The 16,158-nt window shown below is 63.6% G+C and carries 16 protein-coding genes; 15 read left to right on the plus strand and 1 reads right to left on the minus strand.

Annotation, left to right across the window (positions count from 1 at the left end; genetic code table 11):
- Positions 1-160: 160 nt before the first annotated feature.
- The 10 genes from QEN71_RS05905 (at position 161) to QEN71_RS05950 (ending at position 9,161) form a co-directional block, all read left to right on the plus strand.
- The gene (locus QEN71_RS05905; RefSeq protein ID WP_201650125.1) at positions 161-1,015 is read left to right on the plus strand and encodes a ferritin-like domain-containing protein; all 855 of its coding nucleotides are present in this window, start codon (positions 161-163) and stop codon (positions 1,013-1,015) included.
- An 81-nt stretch (positions 1,016-1,096) separates the two neighbouring features.
- Positions 1,097-1,993: an alpha/beta fold hydrolase gene (locus QEN71_RS05910; protein ID WP_201650126.1), complete on the plus strand. Its 897-nt coding sequence runs from the start codon at positions 1,097-1,099 to the stop codon at positions 1,991-1,993.
- A gap of 88 nt (positions 1,994-2,081) precedes the next feature.
- Entirely contained in the window at positions 2,082-2,912 is an 831-nt protein-coding gene (locus QEN71_RS05915; RefSeq protein WP_201650260.1) for a 3',5'-nucleoside bisphosphate phosphatase, read from the plus strand.
- A gap of 75 nt (positions 2,913-2,987) precedes the next feature.
- A complete protein-coding gene (locus tag QEN71_RS05920) occupies positions 2,988-3,623 on the plus strand; it encodes an L-threonylcarbamoyladenylate synthase (RefSeq protein WP_201650127.1) in 636 nt (211 codons plus the stop codon).
- 58 nt (positions 3,624-3,681) lie between these two features.
- Complete coding sequence (locus QEN71_RS05925) at positions 3,682-4,344, plus strand: site-2 protease family protein (RefSeq protein ID WP_201650128.1); 663 nt, start codon at positions 3,682-3,684, stop codon at positions 4,342-4,344.
- A gap of 9 nt (positions 4,345-4,353) precedes the next feature.
- Positions 4,354-5,556: a tryptophan--tRNA ligase gene (locus tag QEN71_RS05930; protein ID WP_201650129.1), complete on the plus strand. Its 1,203-nt coding sequence runs from the start codon at positions 4,354-4,356 to the stop codon at positions 5,554-5,556.
- Positions 5,556-6,173, plus strand: a complete 618-nt coding sequence (locus tag QEN71_RS05935) for a class I SAM-dependent methyltransferase (RefSeq protein WP_201650130.1) — start codon at positions 5,556-5,558, stop codon at positions 6,171-6,173. The genes QEN71_RS05930 and QEN71_RS05935 overlap by 1 nt, the downstream gene beginning before the upstream one ends.
- Positions 6,174-6,215: 42 nt before the next feature.
- Positions 6,216-7,124, plus strand: coding sequence for a 4-hydroxy-tetrahydrodipicolinate synthase (dapA, locus tag QEN71_RS05940; RefSeq protein WP_201650131.1), 909 nt, complete (start codon positions 6,216-6,218; stop codon positions 7,122-7,124).
- A 106-nt stretch (positions 7,125-7,230) separates the two neighbouring features.
- On the plus strand, positions 7,231-8,379 hold the full coding sequence (gene bamC / locus QEN71_RS05945; protein ID WP_201650132.1) for an outer membrane protein assembly factor BamC: 1,149 nt from the start codon (positions 7,231-7,233) through the stop codon (positions 8,377-8,379).
- Between the two features lie 8 nt (positions 8,380-8,387).
- Positions 8,388-9,161: an MBL fold metallo-hydrolase gene (locus QEN71_RS05950; protein ID WP_201650133.1), complete on the plus strand. Its 774-nt coding sequence runs from the start codon at positions 8,388-8,390 to the stop codon at positions 9,159-9,161.
- 102 nt (positions 9,162-9,263) lie between these two features.
- On the opposite strand, the gene QEN71_RS05955 is transcribed toward QEN71_RS05950, so the two are convergent.
- Positions 9,264-9,962 carry a Bax inhibitor-1/YccA family protein gene (locus tag QEN71_RS05955; protein ID WP_028368580.1) on the minus strand — a complete coding sequence of 233 codons (699 nt, stop codon included), beginning with the start codon at positions 9,960-9,962 and terminating at the stop codon, positions 9,264-9,266.
- A 325-nt stretch (positions 9,963-10,287) separates the two neighbouring features.
- Between QEN71_RS05955 and ndk the strand changes: the two genes are divergently transcribed.
- The 5 genes from ndk to hisS all read left to right on the plus strand — a co-directional run bounded on the left by ndk (position 10,288) and on the right by hisS (position 16,095).
- Positions 10,288-10,713, plus strand: a complete 426-nt coding sequence (gene ndk / locus QEN71_RS05960) for a nucleoside-diphosphate kinase (protein ID WP_201650134.1) — start codon at positions 10,288-10,290, stop codon at positions 10,711-10,713.
- A 108-nt stretch (positions 10,714-10,821) separates the two neighbouring features.
- The gene (rlmN, locus tag QEN71_RS05965) at positions 10,822-11,970 is read left to right on the plus strand and encodes a 23S rRNA (adenine(2503)-C(2))-methyltransferase RlmN (protein ID WP_201650135.1); all 1,149 of its coding nucleotides are present in this window, start codon (positions 10,822-10,824) and stop codon (positions 11,968-11,970) included.
- 210 nt (positions 11,971-12,180) lie between these two features.
- Positions 12,181-13,284: a helix-turn-helix domain-containing protein gene (locus QEN71_RS05970; protein ID WP_201650136.1), complete on the plus strand. Its 1,104-nt coding sequence runs from the start codon at positions 12,181-12,183 to the stop codon at positions 13,282-13,284.
- Positions 13,285-13,407: 123 nt separating this feature from the next.
- Positions 13,408-14,721, plus strand: a complete 1,314-nt coding sequence (ispG, locus tag QEN71_RS05975; protein ID WP_201650137.1) for a flavodoxin-dependent (E)-4-hydroxy-3-methylbut-2-enyl-diphosphate synthase — start codon at positions 13,408-13,410, stop codon at positions 14,719-14,721.
- 33 nt (positions 14,722-14,754) lie between these two features.
- Positions 14,755-16,095, plus strand: coding sequence for a histidine--tRNA ligase (gene hisS / locus QEN71_RS05980; protein WP_201650138.1), 1,341 nt, complete (start codon positions 14,755-14,757; stop codon positions 16,093-16,095).
- Positions 16,096-16,158: the final 63 nt, after the last annotated feature.

Here is a 16,158-nt window from a genome sequence, read left to right on the forward strand (position 1 = left end):
GCGCAGCGGATTGCGTGAAATGGCGGCATTTCACGCGGCATGGTCGAATCGCGTATTGTAAACGGTTGTGCCATAAGCCCGTGTGAAGCGCGTATCTGGAGCGCGCAGTGCCAGAATCCCGCGTTTTTGCCCACTTTTTCCGCCGATTTCTGCTTTCGCAATGCCCGCCGCCGACTCTATCCGTCCTCTTCCCACAATTTGCGTCCGTTCGGAAGCGCTCGCAGTCCTCGCGGAACGCGTTCCCGTGACGAAGGCCGCAGCGGCGCAGGCGCTTTATGCGCGCGTGCAGGAAGGCGAGGCCGTCGTGTCGCCGCAGCGCAAGCTGGACGAGCCGCCGGATCTGCCGGGCCGTCCCGAGCGTCCCGAACTGGTCGAGCCGCGCAAGCTCGGGCGGCGCAGCATGCAGTCGCCGGAAGGACGCGCGGTGCTGTTGCATGCGCTCGCGCACATCGAGTTCAACGCGATCAATCTCGCGCTCGACGCTGTATGGCGTTTCAACGATATGCCCGAAGCCTATTACGTCGACTGGCTGAAGGTGGCATCCGAGGAAGCGCATCATTTCTCCCTGCTGACCGCACGGCTCGCGGAGTTCGGCCACGCATACGGCGATTTCCCGGCGCACGACGGCCTGTGGGACATGTGCGAGCGCACGCGCGGCGACGTGCTCGCGCGCATGGCGCTCGTGCCGCGCACGCTCGAGGCGCGGGGACTCGATGCGTCGCCGCCCATTCGCGCCCGGCTGCAGCAGGCAGGCGATCACGCGTCGGCGGCGATTCTCGACGTGATTCTGCGCGACGAAATCGGGCACGTGCTGATCGGCAACCGCTGGTTTCGCTATCTGTGCGACAAGCTGGGCGCCGACGCGCATCAAACGTATCTGCGCCTTTCCGACGAGTATCGCGCGCCGAAATTGCGCGGGCCGTTCAACTTCGAAGCGCGCCGTGACGCCGGTTTCGAAGAAGAGGAACTGGCCGCGTTGGCGGGTCTCGAAGCGCAGCAGCGCACGGACGACTGACGCACGCTTCGCGATTGCTTTCAGCGACGGCGCGACTATCCCGATATAATCGAACGACCATTCTTTTCTTCCAGTCGCGCCATGGACCGTACTCTCAAACCTTCCGCATCCGAATTCGTGACCGTGCGCGGCGTGCGGCTGCATGTGCGCCGCTGGGGCAATCCCGATGCGCCGATGCTCTTCATGCTGCACGGCTGGATGGACGTCGCGGCGTCGTTTCAGTTCGTCGTCGACGCGCTCGTGGGCGACTGGCAGGTGATCGCGCCCGACGCGCGTGGCTTCGGACTGTCCGACTGGCCCGTCGCGCAGCACGGCGGCGGTCACTACTGGTTCCAGGAATATCTGGCCGACCTCGAAGCGCTGCTCGATCACTACGCGCCGACGGGCGAAGTGAATCTCGTCGGCCACAGCATGGGCGCGAACATCGTGTGCCTGTACGCGGGCGTGCGGCCCGAGCGCGTTCGGCGCGTGGTCGATCTGGAAGGATTCGGGCTCGCGCCGTCGAAAGCGGCGCACCTGCCGCGCCGTATCGCGGCGTGGCTCGACGAATTGCGCGAGCCGCCGACGCTGCGTCCGTACGCGACGCTCGATGACGTCGCCGCGCGTCTGATCAAGACCAACGCCCGGTTGAATCCGCAGCGTGCGCGTTTTCTCGCCCAGCACTGGTCGAAGCCGGATGGCGCGGGCGGTCACGTGCTGCTTGCCGATCCGGCGCACAAGATTCGCGGGCCGCTGCTGTATCGGCTCGACGAAGTGATGGCCGTCTGGGCCAACGTGCGCGCGCAAGTGCTGCACGTCGAAGCCACCGCGTCGCCGACGCTCGCGGCGATAGCAGGCAACATTCCGCTCGACGAATTCAAGGCGCGCTTTCAGGCGTTTCCCGATTGGCGCGAAGAGTTCATCGACGATGCCGGTCACATGGTTCATCACGATCAGCCGGAGCAGGTCGCGGCGCTCATCGAAGCGTTTTGCGCATAGCATCCGGCGCGAATGGCGGGTCGGCGAATCCTCTGCGTCTGCTTACTGCGTTGCAGTAAAATGAGGTGATTCCGCTATCAAGAAAATGATGAACGCCGACCTGCATTGCCATTCCACCGTGTCCGACGGCGCGTTCGCGCCAGCCGAAGTCGCGCGCCGCGCGCACGCCGGCGGCGTGACGCTGTGGGCGCTCACCGATCACGACGAAATCGGCGGACAGGTCGAAGCGCGCGAGGCAGCCGAAGCGCTCGGCATGCGATATCTGAGCGGTGTCGAAATTTCGGTGACATGGGCGTCGCGCACGATTCACATCGTCGGTTTGCACGTCGATCCTGCCTGCAAGGAACTCGTCGAAGGGCTCGAACGCACGCGCGACGGCCGGGCCGCCCGGGCGGAAGCCATCGGCGAGAAGCTGGCCGAGCATGGCATTCCCGACGCGTACGAAGGCGCACTGAAGTTCGTGTCGAATCCCGACATGATTTCGCGTACGCACTTCGCTCGCTTCATGGTCGAAAGCGGCTATGCGGAAAACACGCAGGACGTGTTCAGCCGCTTTCTCGGCGACGGCAAGCCGTGTTGCATTACGCATCGCTGGTCGAAGCTCGCGGACGCCGTCAAATGGATCCAGGTTGCGGGCGGCGAAGCCGTCATCGCGCATCCGGGCCGCTACGGGTACACGCCGACCGAGTTCGACGCGCTGTTCGGCGAGTTCATCGATCTCGGCGGCAAGGCGATCGAAGTCGTGACGGGCAGCCACACGCCCGATCAGTACCGCGAATACGCGGACGTCGCGCGGCGTTTCGGCTTCGAAGCCTCGCGCGGGTCCGACTTTCATGCGGCGGGCGAGGGCCGCGTCGAACTCGGCAGTCTGCCGCCGTTGCCGTCCGATCTGAAGCCAGTCTGGGAACGTTGGCTGTAAGCTCTGGTTTCGCACGCTGCACGGGCACGCGCGCTGCATGAGCCGTCGCTGTTCACCGACATCCTGACCGACATCATGTCCCAATACTTCCGGCTTCATCCCGACAATCCGCAGCCGCGCCTCATCAAGCAAGCCGTGCAGATCATCGAGAGCGGCGGCGTGGTCGCGCTGCCGACCGATTCGAGCTACGCGCTCGCGTGCCAGCTGGACGACAAGAATGCCGTCGATCGCGTGCGGCGCATTCGCGGTATCGACGAGCGGCAATTGCTGTCGCTGCTCGTGCGCGATCTGTCCGAGCTGGCGAATTTCGCGCTCGTCGACAATCGCCAGTACCGTCTGATCAAATCCGTGACGCCGGGGCCGTACGTCTTCGTGCTGCAGGCGACCAAGGAAGTGCCGCGTCGCCTGTCGCATCCGTCGCGCAAGACGATCGGCCTGCGCGTGCCCGACCACGCAATCACACTCGCCATTCTCGAAGAACTCGGGCAGCCGCTGCTCGGCTCGACGCTGATCCTGCCGGGCGAGACGCAGCCGCTGAACGATCCGGAGGAAATCCGCGAAAAGCTGGAAAAGCAGCTCGATCTGGTGATCGACGGCGGTGCATGTCCGTGCGAGCCGTCGACGGTGATCGACCTGACGGGCGAAGAGCCCGTGCTGGTGAGGCCGGGGCGCGGCTCGCTCGCGCCGTTCGGTCTCGAAGAGACGGCCTAGTGGTGACATGAACGAAAGCCGACAGAGTCGCAAGGCGCCGTTGTTACAATAGAGCGATATGGATTCCTCCCTGATACAGACCATCGTTGTCTACGCGCTGCCCGTGATTTTCGCGATCACGCTGCACGAAGCGGCTCACGGCTACGTCGCGCGCATGCTCGGCGACAACACCGCGTACGTGCTCGGCCGCGTGTCGTTCAATCCGATGCGGCACATCGACCCGATCGGCACGATCGTGATTCCGCTGGTGCTGTACTTCGCCACCAGCGGCGCGTTCATGTTCGGCTACGCGAAGCCGGTGCCCGTCGCCTTCGGCAATCTGCGCAATCCGCGCTGGGGCTCGCTGTGGGTCGCGCTCGCCGGGCCGCTGTGCAACTTCGTTCAGGCGCTGCTCTGGGGCGTGTTCGGCGTCGCGCTCGCCGCGCTCGCCATCGACGAACCGTTTTTCACGCGCATGGCGCGCGCGGGCGTGTTCGTGAATCTGGTGCTCGGCGTGCTGAACCTGTTTCCGCTGCCGCCGCTCGACGGCGGCCGCGTGTTGACGGCGCTGCTGCCCGTGCGCCCCGCAATGGCGCTCGCGCGCCTCGAACCGTTTGGCTTTTTCATCGTGATGGCGCTCGTGATGACGGGCACGCTGACGCGCTTCTGGCTGAGCCCGCTCGTGAATATCGGCTACGCGGCAGTGACGGCTATCCTGACTCCCCTCGTTTCGCTTCTATAAATCAAAACCATGTACCCCGACCGTATCTTCTCCGGCATGCGGCCTACCGGCTCGCTGCACCTCGGCCACTATCACGGCGTGCTGAAAAACTGGGTGCGCCTGCAGTCCGAGTATCCGTGCTTTTTCTGTGTGGTCGACTGGCACGCGCTGACGACGCACTACGAAACGCCGGACGTGATCGAGAAGAATGTCTGGGACGTGCTGATCGACTGGCTCGCTTCGGGCATCGATCCCGCGCAGGCGACGCTGTTCATCCAGAGCCGCGTGCCCGAGCACGCCGAACTGGCGCTGCTGCTCGGCATGAGCACGCCGCTCAGCTGGCTCGAACGCGTGCCGACGTACAAGGAGCAGATCGAAAAGCTGCGCGACAAGGATCTCGGCACGTACGGTTTCCTCGGTTATCCCGTGCTGATGGCGGCCGACATTCTGCTGTATCGCGCGTCGCTCGTTCCCGTCGGTGAAGATCAGGTGCCGCACGTCGAAATGGCGCGCGAAATGGCACGCCGCTTCAACTACATGTACGGCCGCGAGCCGGGCTTCGAAGAGAAAGCGAACGAAGCCGCGAAGAAGCTCGGCGGCAAGCGCTCGAAGCTGTATCACGAGCTGCGGAATGGGTATCAGCAGGAAGGCAACGAAGAAGCGCTCGAAAAGGCGCGCGCGATGCTGTCGGAGTCGCAGAGCCTGTCGATGAGCGATCGCGAGCGCCTGTTCGGCTACCTCGAAGGCTCGCGCAAGATCATCCTGCCGGAGCCGCAAGTGCTGCTGACGGAAGCGTCGCGGATGCCCGGACTCGACGGCCAGAAGATGTCGAAGTCGTACGGCAACACGATCGGCCTGCGTGAAGACGCGGAAACGATCACGAAGAAAGTCCGCACGATGCCGACCGACCCGGCGCGCGTGCGCCGCACCGATCCGGGCGATCCAGACAAGTGCCCGGTGTGGCAGCTGCATCAGGTCTACACCGACAGCGAGACGCACGAGTGGGTGCAGAAGGGCTGCCGTTCGGCGGGTATCGGCTGTCTGGAGTGCAAGCAACCGGTGATCGAAGGCATTCTGCGCGAGCAGCAGCCGATGCTCGAGCGCGCGCAGAAGTATATGGACGACCCGTCGCTGCTGCGCGCGATCGTCGCGGATGGCTGCGACAAGGCGCGCCGTTTCGCGACGGAGACGATGCGCGACGTGCGTGAGGCGATGGGCCTCTCGTACACCTGATGGCGGACAGCCTGAACCCGGGCGCGCCGGCCGCGAGTCACGCGGTGATCGGCGAGCCGTCGCGCTGGGTAAAGCGCTGGGCGCATCTGGTCGGAGCGGGCGGCGCCGTGCTGGATGTGGCGTCGGGAGCAGGGCGGCACACGCGGTTCTTCGCGTCGCGCGGCCATCCCGTTACGGCGATCGACCGCGATGCGGCTGCGCTTGCATCGATGAACGGCATGCCGGGCATCGAAACCCTGGCCGCCGATATCGAAAACGGCCCGTGGCCGCTTCCGGCGAGTGCGCAATTTGCGGCCGTCGTCGTCACGAACTATCTGCACCGGCCGCTCTTTCCCCAATTGCTGGCCGCGCTCGCGCCGGATGGCGTGCTGATCTACGAAACCTTCGCACAGGGCAACGAAACGGTCGGCAAGCCATCCAACCCCGCTTTTCTGCTCGCGCCGGGCGAGTTGCTCGACGCGGTGCGCGGGCAGTTACGTGTCGTTGCATTTCAGGACGGTTTCCTCGCGGAACCGCGCCCCGCCTACGTGCAGCGCATCTGCGCGATTCGCGAAGCGGACGGCTCGGTCAAAACGAAAGATAAGGGGGTTCCCCCGCGTTACGATTTGGCCGGTTAATCCGCTACAATCGAAGTTTATCGAACAAATTCATGACGTTTCATGGCTAACGGCACTCAGCAAGACGGCGTCGCGATTCGCGGCAGCATTCCCGCCATCATCACCCCGATGCTCGAAGACGGCAGTCTCGACCTGCCGGCGTTCCGCAAACTGGTCGACTGGCACATCGAAGAGGGCACGAACGGGCTGGTGGTCGTCGGCACGAGCGGTGAATCGGCGACGCTGTCGGTCGAAGAGCACGTGCTGATGGTCAGGACGGCTGTCGAGCACGCGGCGGGTCGCATCCCCGTGATCGCGGGCGCGGGCGCCAACTCGACCACGGAAGCGATCGAGCTGACCGAGCAGGCGAAGAAAGTGGGTGCCGATGCCACGCTGCAGGTCGTGCCGTACTACAACAAGCCGACGCAGGAAGGCATCTACCGCCATTTCGCGAAGATCGCCGAAACGGTCGATCTTCCCGTGATCCTGTACAACGTGCCGGGCCGCACGGTCGCGGACATGTCGAACGAGACGATCCTGCGCCTCGCGAACGTGCCGGGCATCATCGGCGTGAAGGAAGCGACGGGCAACATCGACCGCGCCGCGCATCTGATCAAATCGGCGCCGTCGCACTTCGGCATTTACAGCGGCGACGATCCGACCGCGATTGCGCTGATGCTGCTGGGCGGCCACGGCAACATTTCGGTGACGGCGAACGTCGCACCGCGTCTGATGAGCGAGCTGTGCAAGGCGGCAATCGCAGCCGACGCGAAGACGGCGCGCGAAATTCATCTGAAACTTCTCTCGCTGCACAAGAACCTCTTCATCGAATCGAATCCGATTCCCGCGAAGTGGGCGTTGCAGCAAATGGGCCGCGTCAAGGGCGGTATCCGTCTGCCTCTCACGCCGCTCGACGCGCGCTACCACGATGTGGTCCGCGCCGCGCTGCGCGAGGCAGGGCTGCTCGGCTGAGCGCCTGAATTTTCAGGCGCCCTCCGGCATTTTTTCAACTGACGTCGATATCGCCCACGGTCCTGCACCGAATCCGGCAGCGCGTTCTAGCTTCACGAAGGACCCCATGAAACGTTCCGCACTTTCCCTCCACGCAACGCGCCTGGCGGCGCTGACGCTTGCGGCTGGCACGGTTGTGTCGCTTTCTGGCTGCGAGTCGCTGAACGACATGCTCGCGTCGGATCGCGTGAACTACAAGGCAACCGCGAGCGCGCCGCCGCTCGCGGTGCCGAGCGATCTGACGGCCGCGCAGATCGACCAGCGCTATGTGGCGCCGCCCGCCGGCACCGCGCTTGGCGGCGCACCGGAGCGCGCGAAGACGTCAGCCGGCAACCTGACGGAAGGCGTGCCGAACGCGCAGGATCCGATGGGCATGCACGTCGACCGCGACGGCGACCGCCGCTGGCTGGTCGTGAACGGCCGCTCGCCGGAACAACTGTGGCCGCAGCTGCAGGAATTCTGGACGGAGAACGGCTTCTCGCTGAAGACGGACGCTCCGGCGACGGGCATCATGGCCACCGATTGGGCGGAAAACCGCGCGAATATTCCGGACGACTGGTTTCGCCGCACAGTCGGCAAGGTGATCGATTTCGCCTACTCGTCGGGCACGCGGGACAGCTTCCGCACGCTGGTTTCGCGCGATGCGAACGGCGGCACGGACATCTCGATCACGCACGCGGCCATGGAAGAGGTGATGACGGGGCAGGACAAGACATCGTCGCGCTGGGTCGAGCGTCCGCGCGATCCGGCACTCGAAGCCGAATTCCTGGCCAAGCTGATGCAGAAGTTCGGCCTCACCGACGCGCAATCGAAGCAGCTGCTGACGGACGCGCGTCCGGCGACGGCAGCGGCCCAGCTGGACAAGGCGGCAGGCGGCGCGACGCTGGATCTGCCCGAATCGTTCGATCGCGCCTGGCTGCGCGTCGGTCTCGCGCTCGATCGCACGAACTTCACGGTCGACAACCGTGATCGCGAAAAGGGCATCTACTACGTTCGTTACGCGGACTCGATGCAGGAACTCAAGCGCGACGGCCTGTTCGGCAAGCTGTTCTACAGCGAGAAGAGTGTGAAGAAGGACGGCCACGAATTCCTCGTCAACGTTCGCTCGAAGGGCGACGCGCTGACGCAGGTTGCCGTCGTCGATTCGAACGGCCAGGTGGATACGTCGTCGGACGCGCAGCGCATCGTGTCGCTGCTGCACGCGCAACTCAACTAAGGCGGGTCGTGCGATTCGCCAGTCTGGGAAGCGGCAGTGAAGGCAATGCATTGCTGGTCGAAGCCCAAAGCGGTGCAACGACCACGCGGGTTCTGCTGGACTGCGGCTTCTCGGGCAAGGAAGTCGCCCGTCGGTTAGAGCGGCTGGGCACGGGCGTCGACGAGCTCGACGCCATTCTCATCACCCACGAACACAGCGATCACATCGGCAGCGCGCTCACGCTGGCGCGCAAACTGTCGATTCCGCTGTACATGAGCTGGGGCACGGCGCGCGCCGTCGGCGCCGACGAGGCCGATGTCGAACTGCACGTGTTGTGGGGCGACGAAGCGGTCGAAATCGGCGATCTGAGCGTTTTGCCGTATACCGTGCCGCACGACGCGCGCGAGCCGCTGCAATACGTGTTCTCCGATGGCGCGTCCCGGCTGGGCGTACTGACCGACGTCGGCACGTCGACGCCGCACATCGGCGCGGTGTTGAGCGGCTGCGATGCGCTTGTCCTCGAATGCAATCACGATGTTCAGATGCTCGCTGCGTCGCGCTACCCGCCGTCGTTGAAGGCGCGGATCGGCGGAAATCATGGGCATCTGAACAATGACGCGGCGGCGGAGATCCTCGCGTCGCTCGATCGTTCGAAGTTGCGGCATCTCGTCGCGGCGCACCTGAGTCAGCAGAACAATCTGCCGGAACTGGCGCAGGCAGCGATGGCAGCCGTCCTGGGCGCGGCGACGACGGAAGTGGTGGTCGCGACGCAAAGCGAAGGATTCGCCTGGCTGACTCTTTGAGCCGCGCGGCGCGCTGAGAAAATAAAAACGCCCGTGACGAGAAATCGTCACGGGCGTTTTGTTTTGGCTAGCCGCAAGGTCGCGAGTAGCGATCAGCGCCTATCAGTTACGGTTGCCGCCGAAAATACCGAGGATCGACAGCAGGTTCACGAACACGTTATACAGATCGAGGTAGATCGCGAGCGTGGCCGTGATGTAGTTCGTCTCGCCGCCGTTCACGACGCGCTGCACGTCGAACAGCATGTACGCCGAGAAGATCACGATAGCCAGCACGGACACCGTCAGCATCAGCGCAGGCAGTTGCAGAAAAATATTCGCAACCATCGCCAGCAGCAGCACGATCACGCCCATGAACAGCCATTTGCCGAGGCCCGAGAAGTCGCGCTTGCTGACCGTGGCGATCGTCGCCATGGCCGCGAAGATCACACCAGTGCCACCGAAGGCGAGCATGATCAGCGACGGTCCGTTCGAAAAGCCGAGGATGAAGCTCAGCAGCCGCGACAGCATCAGGCCCATGAAGAACGTGAAGCCGAGCAGCACGAACACGCCGGCCGCGCTGTCTTTCGTCTTTTGAATGGCGAACATGAAGCCGAACGCGATCGCGAAGAACGCGAGCATGCTCATGGCCGGGCTGGTGGCGGCGAACAGCGAGAAGCCGGTCGCGACGCCCACCCACGCGCCGAGAACGGTCGGCACCATCGACAGCGCGAGCAGCCAGTAAGTGTTGCGCAGCACCCGGTTGCGGGTCTCGGCCGTGGTGACGGAGCCGCCGCGGCCAAAGTTATAGGGATATTCGTTCATGGTCTCTCCTTGCGTCAGACGCAGTGTTGCGACGTGGCTTGCAACGGTTTTCGTACGGCGCCGGCTGGCGGTTGCCATCCGGCACGCGAACCCACAACCCTAAGATTAACGCTGGATCGGGGAGTTTCAATGCGGCGCACAACACCGTGCGATTTCATTGTGTTACCCCTTTCTTAGCCCTGTCTTAAAAAGAAGTATGACGGAATCGCGGTACTTTCGATTCGACCTTACAGTATCGTAAGGGTTCAATCGCAATCATACACGGGAACATGCTACAATAGCGGATTCATTTAAATCTGTAACCTCTTAATTTTCTGGAGTTTTTATGGCGATCGAACGCACCCTGTCGATTATCAAGCCGGACGCAGTGGCCAAGAACGTGATCGGCCAGATCTACAGCCGCTTCGAAAACGCTGGCCTGAAGATCGTGGCATCGCGCATGGTTCACCTGTCGCGCGCCGACGCAGAGAAGTTCTACGCTGTGCACGCTGCGCGCCCGTTCTTCAAGGATCTGGTTGAATTCATGATCTCGGGTCCGGTGCAGGTTCAGGTTCTGGAAGGCGAAGGCGCCATCCTGAAGAACCGCGACCTGATGGGTGCAACGGATCCGAAGAAGGCCGACAAGGGCACGATCCGCGCTGACTTCGCGGACAGCATCGACGCGAACGCAGTCCACGGTTCGGACGCTCCGGAAACGGCAGCCGTCGAAATCGCCTTCTTCTTCCCGGCGGTCAACGTCTACTCGCGCTAAGCGCTTCGTCAGACAGCAGCAATAGCAGCAGGAGCGGGCGCGAGCGGTTTACGCGTTCATGCAGCTTGTTGCATGAACGCAGTCTCGCACTGAATGGCAGGATTCGATATGACGAGCAGTCCAACCGTCAACCTTCTCGATCTCGACGCCGCAGGCCTCGTCGCGTATTGCGACAGCCTCGGCGAGAAGCCGTTTCGCGCCAAACAATTGCAGCGCTGGATTCACCAGTACAACGCTGCCGACTTCGACGGGATGACCGATCTCGCGAAGTCCTTGCGCGAAAAGCTGAAAGGCCGCGCATCGATCACGATGCCGCCTATCGTCAGCGACCATATTTCTACCGACGGCACACGCAAGTGGCTCGTCGATGTCGGCAACGGCAATGCCGTCGAAACCGTGTTTATCCCCGAAGAAACGCGTGGCACGCTGTGCGTGTCGTCGCAGGCGGGGTGCGCCGTCAATTGCCGGTTCTGTTCGACGGGCAAGCAGGGTTTCTCACGCAATCTCAGCACGGGCGAAATCATCGGCCAGTTGCGCATGGCCGAGTTTGCGCTGCGGGCATCGCTCGGCACGGCCGGCGGCCGCGCGACGGGCGGTGAGGGCAAGGGTGAGCGCGTCGTCACGAACGTCGTGATGATGGGCATGGGCGAGCCGCTACTCAATTACGACGCGGTCGTGCCCGCCATGCGCCTGATGCTCGACGACAACGCGTACGGGCTGTCGCGCCGTCGCGTTACGCTGTCCACTTCGGGCGTGGTGCCGATGATGGACCGGCTCGGCGCCGATCTCCCCGTGGCTCTCGCCGTCTCGCTGCACGCGCCGAACGACGCGCTGCGCGACGAGCTGGTGCCGCTCAACAAGAAGTATCCGTTGCGCGAGCTGATGGCGGCTTGCCAGCGATATCTGAAAGTCGCGCCGCGCGACTTCATCACATTCGAATACTGCATGCTCGACGGCGTGAACGACAGCGAGGCGCATGCACGCGAGTTGCTCGCCGTTACCCGTGACGTGCCGTGCAAGTTCAACCTGATTCCGTTCAATCCGTTTCCGGAGTCGGGTTTATTGCGTTCGAAGAACGAACAGATCAAGCGTTTCGCGCAGGTGTTGATCGACGCAGGCGTCGTCACGACCGTGCGCAAGACGCGTGGCGACGACATCGACGCGGCGTGCGGTCAACTGGCCGGCGCCGTCAAGGACCGTACGCGCCTCGCCGAGCGAACCGGCAAGGGCAAGGTCATCGAAGTCCGTGCCGTGTAAGGCCCTCGACAGGCGCAAAGAGGCGGCAAGTCAGCAAGCCGGCTTCTCGGGGCGCGCCATGTCGGGTGAAGTGAAAAGAAAGTTTGCAAAATCGATCGGAAGCGGCACGTGCAGCCGCACATTTTGTTATAAACGGTCTGCGAAACCGGGCACGGCAAAAAGCCGCCCGTTCGCATGAGTGATAAAAGAATCGACGCGAAAGGATTTGGGATGAGTGAGCCGCAGCACCCGCAACCGCACGACATGGATACACATTCGGATCGACCGCTGTCGGCGGCCGCGCCGGCTGCCGTGCCGACCGGGTTCGACTCGCTGGCTGCCGTCGGCGCGCGGCTCGCGCAGTTGCGCGAATCGAAGGGTTGGTCGATCGAGGATGTGTCGGCGCGCCTGAAGGTCTCGCCGGGCAAGCTGCGCGGGCTCGAAGCAGGCGATCTCAGCCAGTTGCCGGACACGACGTTCGCGCTGGGCGTGGTGCGCAGCTACGCGAAGATGGTGGGCGCTGATCCGGCACCGATGACGCAGGCGCTGCGTCGCGAAAAAGGCGTGCCGGAACCCGCGCTGACCATGCCCGCGTCGGCGGGAACGGATTTGCCGCGCGGCAAGGTGTCGCTGTCGCTGGGTACGAGTGCGCCGCGTCGTCGTTCGTGGATCTGGGTCGTGGCACTTGCTGTGGTCGTGGTGATCGCGCTTGCCATGTGGCACACGAACAATGGCGATTCCAATGCATGGCTCGCGCGTCTGAAGGGTATCGCGGGCGGTTCGGCGAGCACGGAAAGCGCGTCGTCGGTTGCTGGGCAGCCGGCGAGCGGCGCATCCGTGACGGGCGAGGTGACAGGTTCGGCGTCCGAGCCCCAAGCCGACACGCAAACGCAGTCAGCCGAAGAAGGCGCTTCGTCGGCAACGCCGATGCCCACGCCGCTTCCGATGGCCGGCGTCACGCCGGCATCGAATGCAGCATCGGCGTCCGCGCCGGCCGCTGCCGCGCCGAAGGTCGCGAGCGCGGCTCCCGCTGTCGCGGCGGCTGCGTCGGCGGCTTCCGCTGGCGAGCCGACGGTCGCGCCCGCAGGCTCGTCGACGGTCTCGCTGTCGGTCAAGCAGGACAGCTGGTTCAGCGTGCGTCAGAAGGACGGCAAGGAAGTGTTCTCGGGCCTCGTGCACGGCGGAGAAACGAAGGAAGTCAGTGGCCAGCCGCCGCTCAAGGTGACGGTCGGCAACAAGGCGGGTCTGGACTCGATTACGCTGGACGGCCAGCCGGTCGACCCGGCCAAATATGCGTCGGCGAAGGGCAATGTGGCGCGTTTCGCGCTGCCCTGACCCTAATCAATCGTGTGCGTCGCGGCTTTGAGGCCGCGGCGCTTTTTCAATTCAGGCGTCGTTTTTCGTCACACGGCTCAACGTGTTCCGGGCCATGAGCGGGCGACGCAAGCGGGTTTATCGATGCACTCCGATCAAGTGAAATCCAGCAGTCAGATTGTTTCGACCGTGCCGGTGTTCGGCGGTCATGCGCCGCGTCGCCGCTCGCATGCGGTCGACGTGCGTTGGGGCGGCCAACTCGTGACGATCGGCGGCGACGCGCCCGTGCGCGTGCAGTCGATGACCAACACCGATACGGCCGACGCAATCGGCACCGCGATCCAGATCAAGGAACTTGCACAAGCCGGTTCGGAACTCGTGCGTATCACGGTGAACACGCCGGAAGCGGCTGCCGCCGTACCCGCCGTTCGCGAGCAGCTCGACCGCATGGGCGTGACAGTGCCGCTCGTCGGCGATTTTCACTACAACGGCCATCTGCTGCTGCGCGACTATCCGGGCTGCGCGGAATCGCTGTCGAAGTACCGGATCAACCCGGGCAACGTCGGTCAGGGCGCGAAGCGCGACACGCAGTTCGCGCAGATGATCGAAGCGGCGGCGAAGTACGACAAGCCGGTGCGGATCGGCGTGAACTGGGGCAGCCTCGATCAGGATCTGCTCGCGAAGATGATGGACGAAAACGCGGCGCGCGCCGAACCGTGGGAAGCGCAAAGCGTGATGTACGAAGCGCTGATCCAGTCGGCGATCGGCTCGGCGGAACGTGCTGTCGAACTCGGTCTCGGCCGCGACAAGATCATTCTGTCGTGCAAGGTGAGCGGTGTGCAGGACCTGATCGCCGTGTATCAGGAACTCGCGAAGCGCTGCGACTTCGCGCTGCACCTGGGCCTGACGGAAGCGGGCATGGGCTCGAAGGGCATCGTTGCGTCGACGGCCGCGCTGTCGGTGCTGCTGCAGCAGGGCATCGGCGACACGATTCGTATTTCGCTGACGCCGGAGCCGGGCGCATCGCGTACGGGCGAAGTGATCGTCGGCCAGGAAATCCTGCAGACGATGGGCCTGCGTTCATTCACGCCGATGGTTATCGCGTGTCCTGGCTGCGGTCGCACGACGAGCACGCTGTTCCAGGAACTCGCGTCGCAGATCCAGACGTATCTGCGCACGCAGATGCCTATGTGGCGCGACACGTATCCTGGCGTCGAGAAGATGCACGTCGCCGTGATGGGCTGCATCGTCAATGGTCCGGGCGAATCGAAGCACGCGAACATCGGCATCAGCCTGCCGGGTTCGGGCGAGAACCCGGCCGCACCCGTGTTCATCGACGGCGTGAAGGTCAAGACGCTGCGCGGCGAAAACATCGCGCAGGAATTCCAGCAGATCGTGAGCGATTACGTCGAGCGCAGCTATGGTCCCAACGCGGTCCGCGCCGAAGCGACGACCTGATTCGCTCCATCTCCAAACGTCAATCAAAGACAGATGACTGAACAGAAGAAACGGCTTGAAAAGTTGTCCGGCGTGAAGGGCATGAACGACATCCTTCCGCAGGACGCCGGCTTGTGGGAATTTTTCGAATCGACGGTCAAGTCGATGCTGCGTTCGTACGGATACCAGAATATCCGTACGCCGATCATCGAGCACACGCAGCTCTTCACGCGCGGTATCGGCGAAGTGACGGACATCGTCGAAAAAGAGATGTACAGCTTCACCGACGCGCTGAACGGCGAGAACCTGACGATGCGTCCGGAAAACACGGCCGCCGTCGTGCGTGCGTCGATCGAACACAACATGCTGTACGACGGCCCGAAGCGTCTGTGGTATATCGGCCCGATGTTCCGTCACGAACGTCCGCAGCGCGGCCGTTATCGCCAGTTCCATCAGGTGGGCGTCGAAGCGCTTGGTTTCGCCGGTCCGGATACGGATGCCGAAATTATCCTGATGTGTCAGCGTCTGTGGGACGACCTCGGGTTGACGGGCATCAAGCTCGAAATCAACTCGCTCGGTCTCGCTGAAGAGCGCGCAAAGCATCGTGTCGAATTGATCGCGTACCTCGAAAAGCACATGGACGTGCTCGACGAAGACGCGAAGCGCCGGCTCTACACGAACCCGCTGCGCGTGCTGGACACGAAGAATCCGGCTCTGCAGGAAGTCGCGCAGAACGCACCGAAGCTGATCGATTTCCTCGGCGAAGAATCTCGTGCACATTTCGACGGGCTGCAGCGCATCCTGAAGGCGAACAACATTCCGTTCACGATCAATCCGCGTCTCGTGCGCGGTCTGGATTATTACAACCTGACCGTGTTCGAATGGGTGACCGACAAGCTCGGCGCGCAAGGCACGGTGGCGGCGGGCGGCCGTTACGATCCGCTGATCGAGCAGCTCGGCGGCAAGCCGACGGCAGCGTGCGGCTGGGCAATGGGCATCGAGCGCATTCTCGAACTGCTGAAGGAAGAGAAGCTCGTTCCGGAAGACGAAGGTTGCGACGTATATGTTGCGCATCAGGGCGAAGCGGCGCGCGACCACGCGTTCATCGTCGCGGAGCGTCTGCGCGATACGGGCCTCGACGTGATTCTGCATTGCAGTCCTGACGGTCAGGCGGCCAGCTTCAAGTCGCAAATGAAGCGCGCGGACGCGAGTGGCGCCGCGTTCGCCGTGATTCTCGGCGAAGACGAGATCGCGAACGGCACGGCAGGCGTTAAGGCACTACGCGATGCATCGCAAAGCGGCGGAAAGAGCGAGCAACAAACCGTGCCGCTCGAAGACTTGACCGAATATCTAATCAATGCGATGGTTGCGTCCACCGAAGACGGCGACGACTGAGCGCGGCATCGCGCATCAACGTTCTGCGGACCGCACCGGCTGCGGTCCCGATCATATTAGGCA

It is taken from the genome of Paraburkholderia sabiae (assembly GCF_030412785.1).
Classification (GTDB): domain Bacteria; phylum Pseudomonadota; class Gammaproteobacteria; order Burkholderiales; family Burkholderiaceae; genus Paraburkholderia; species Paraburkholderia sabiae.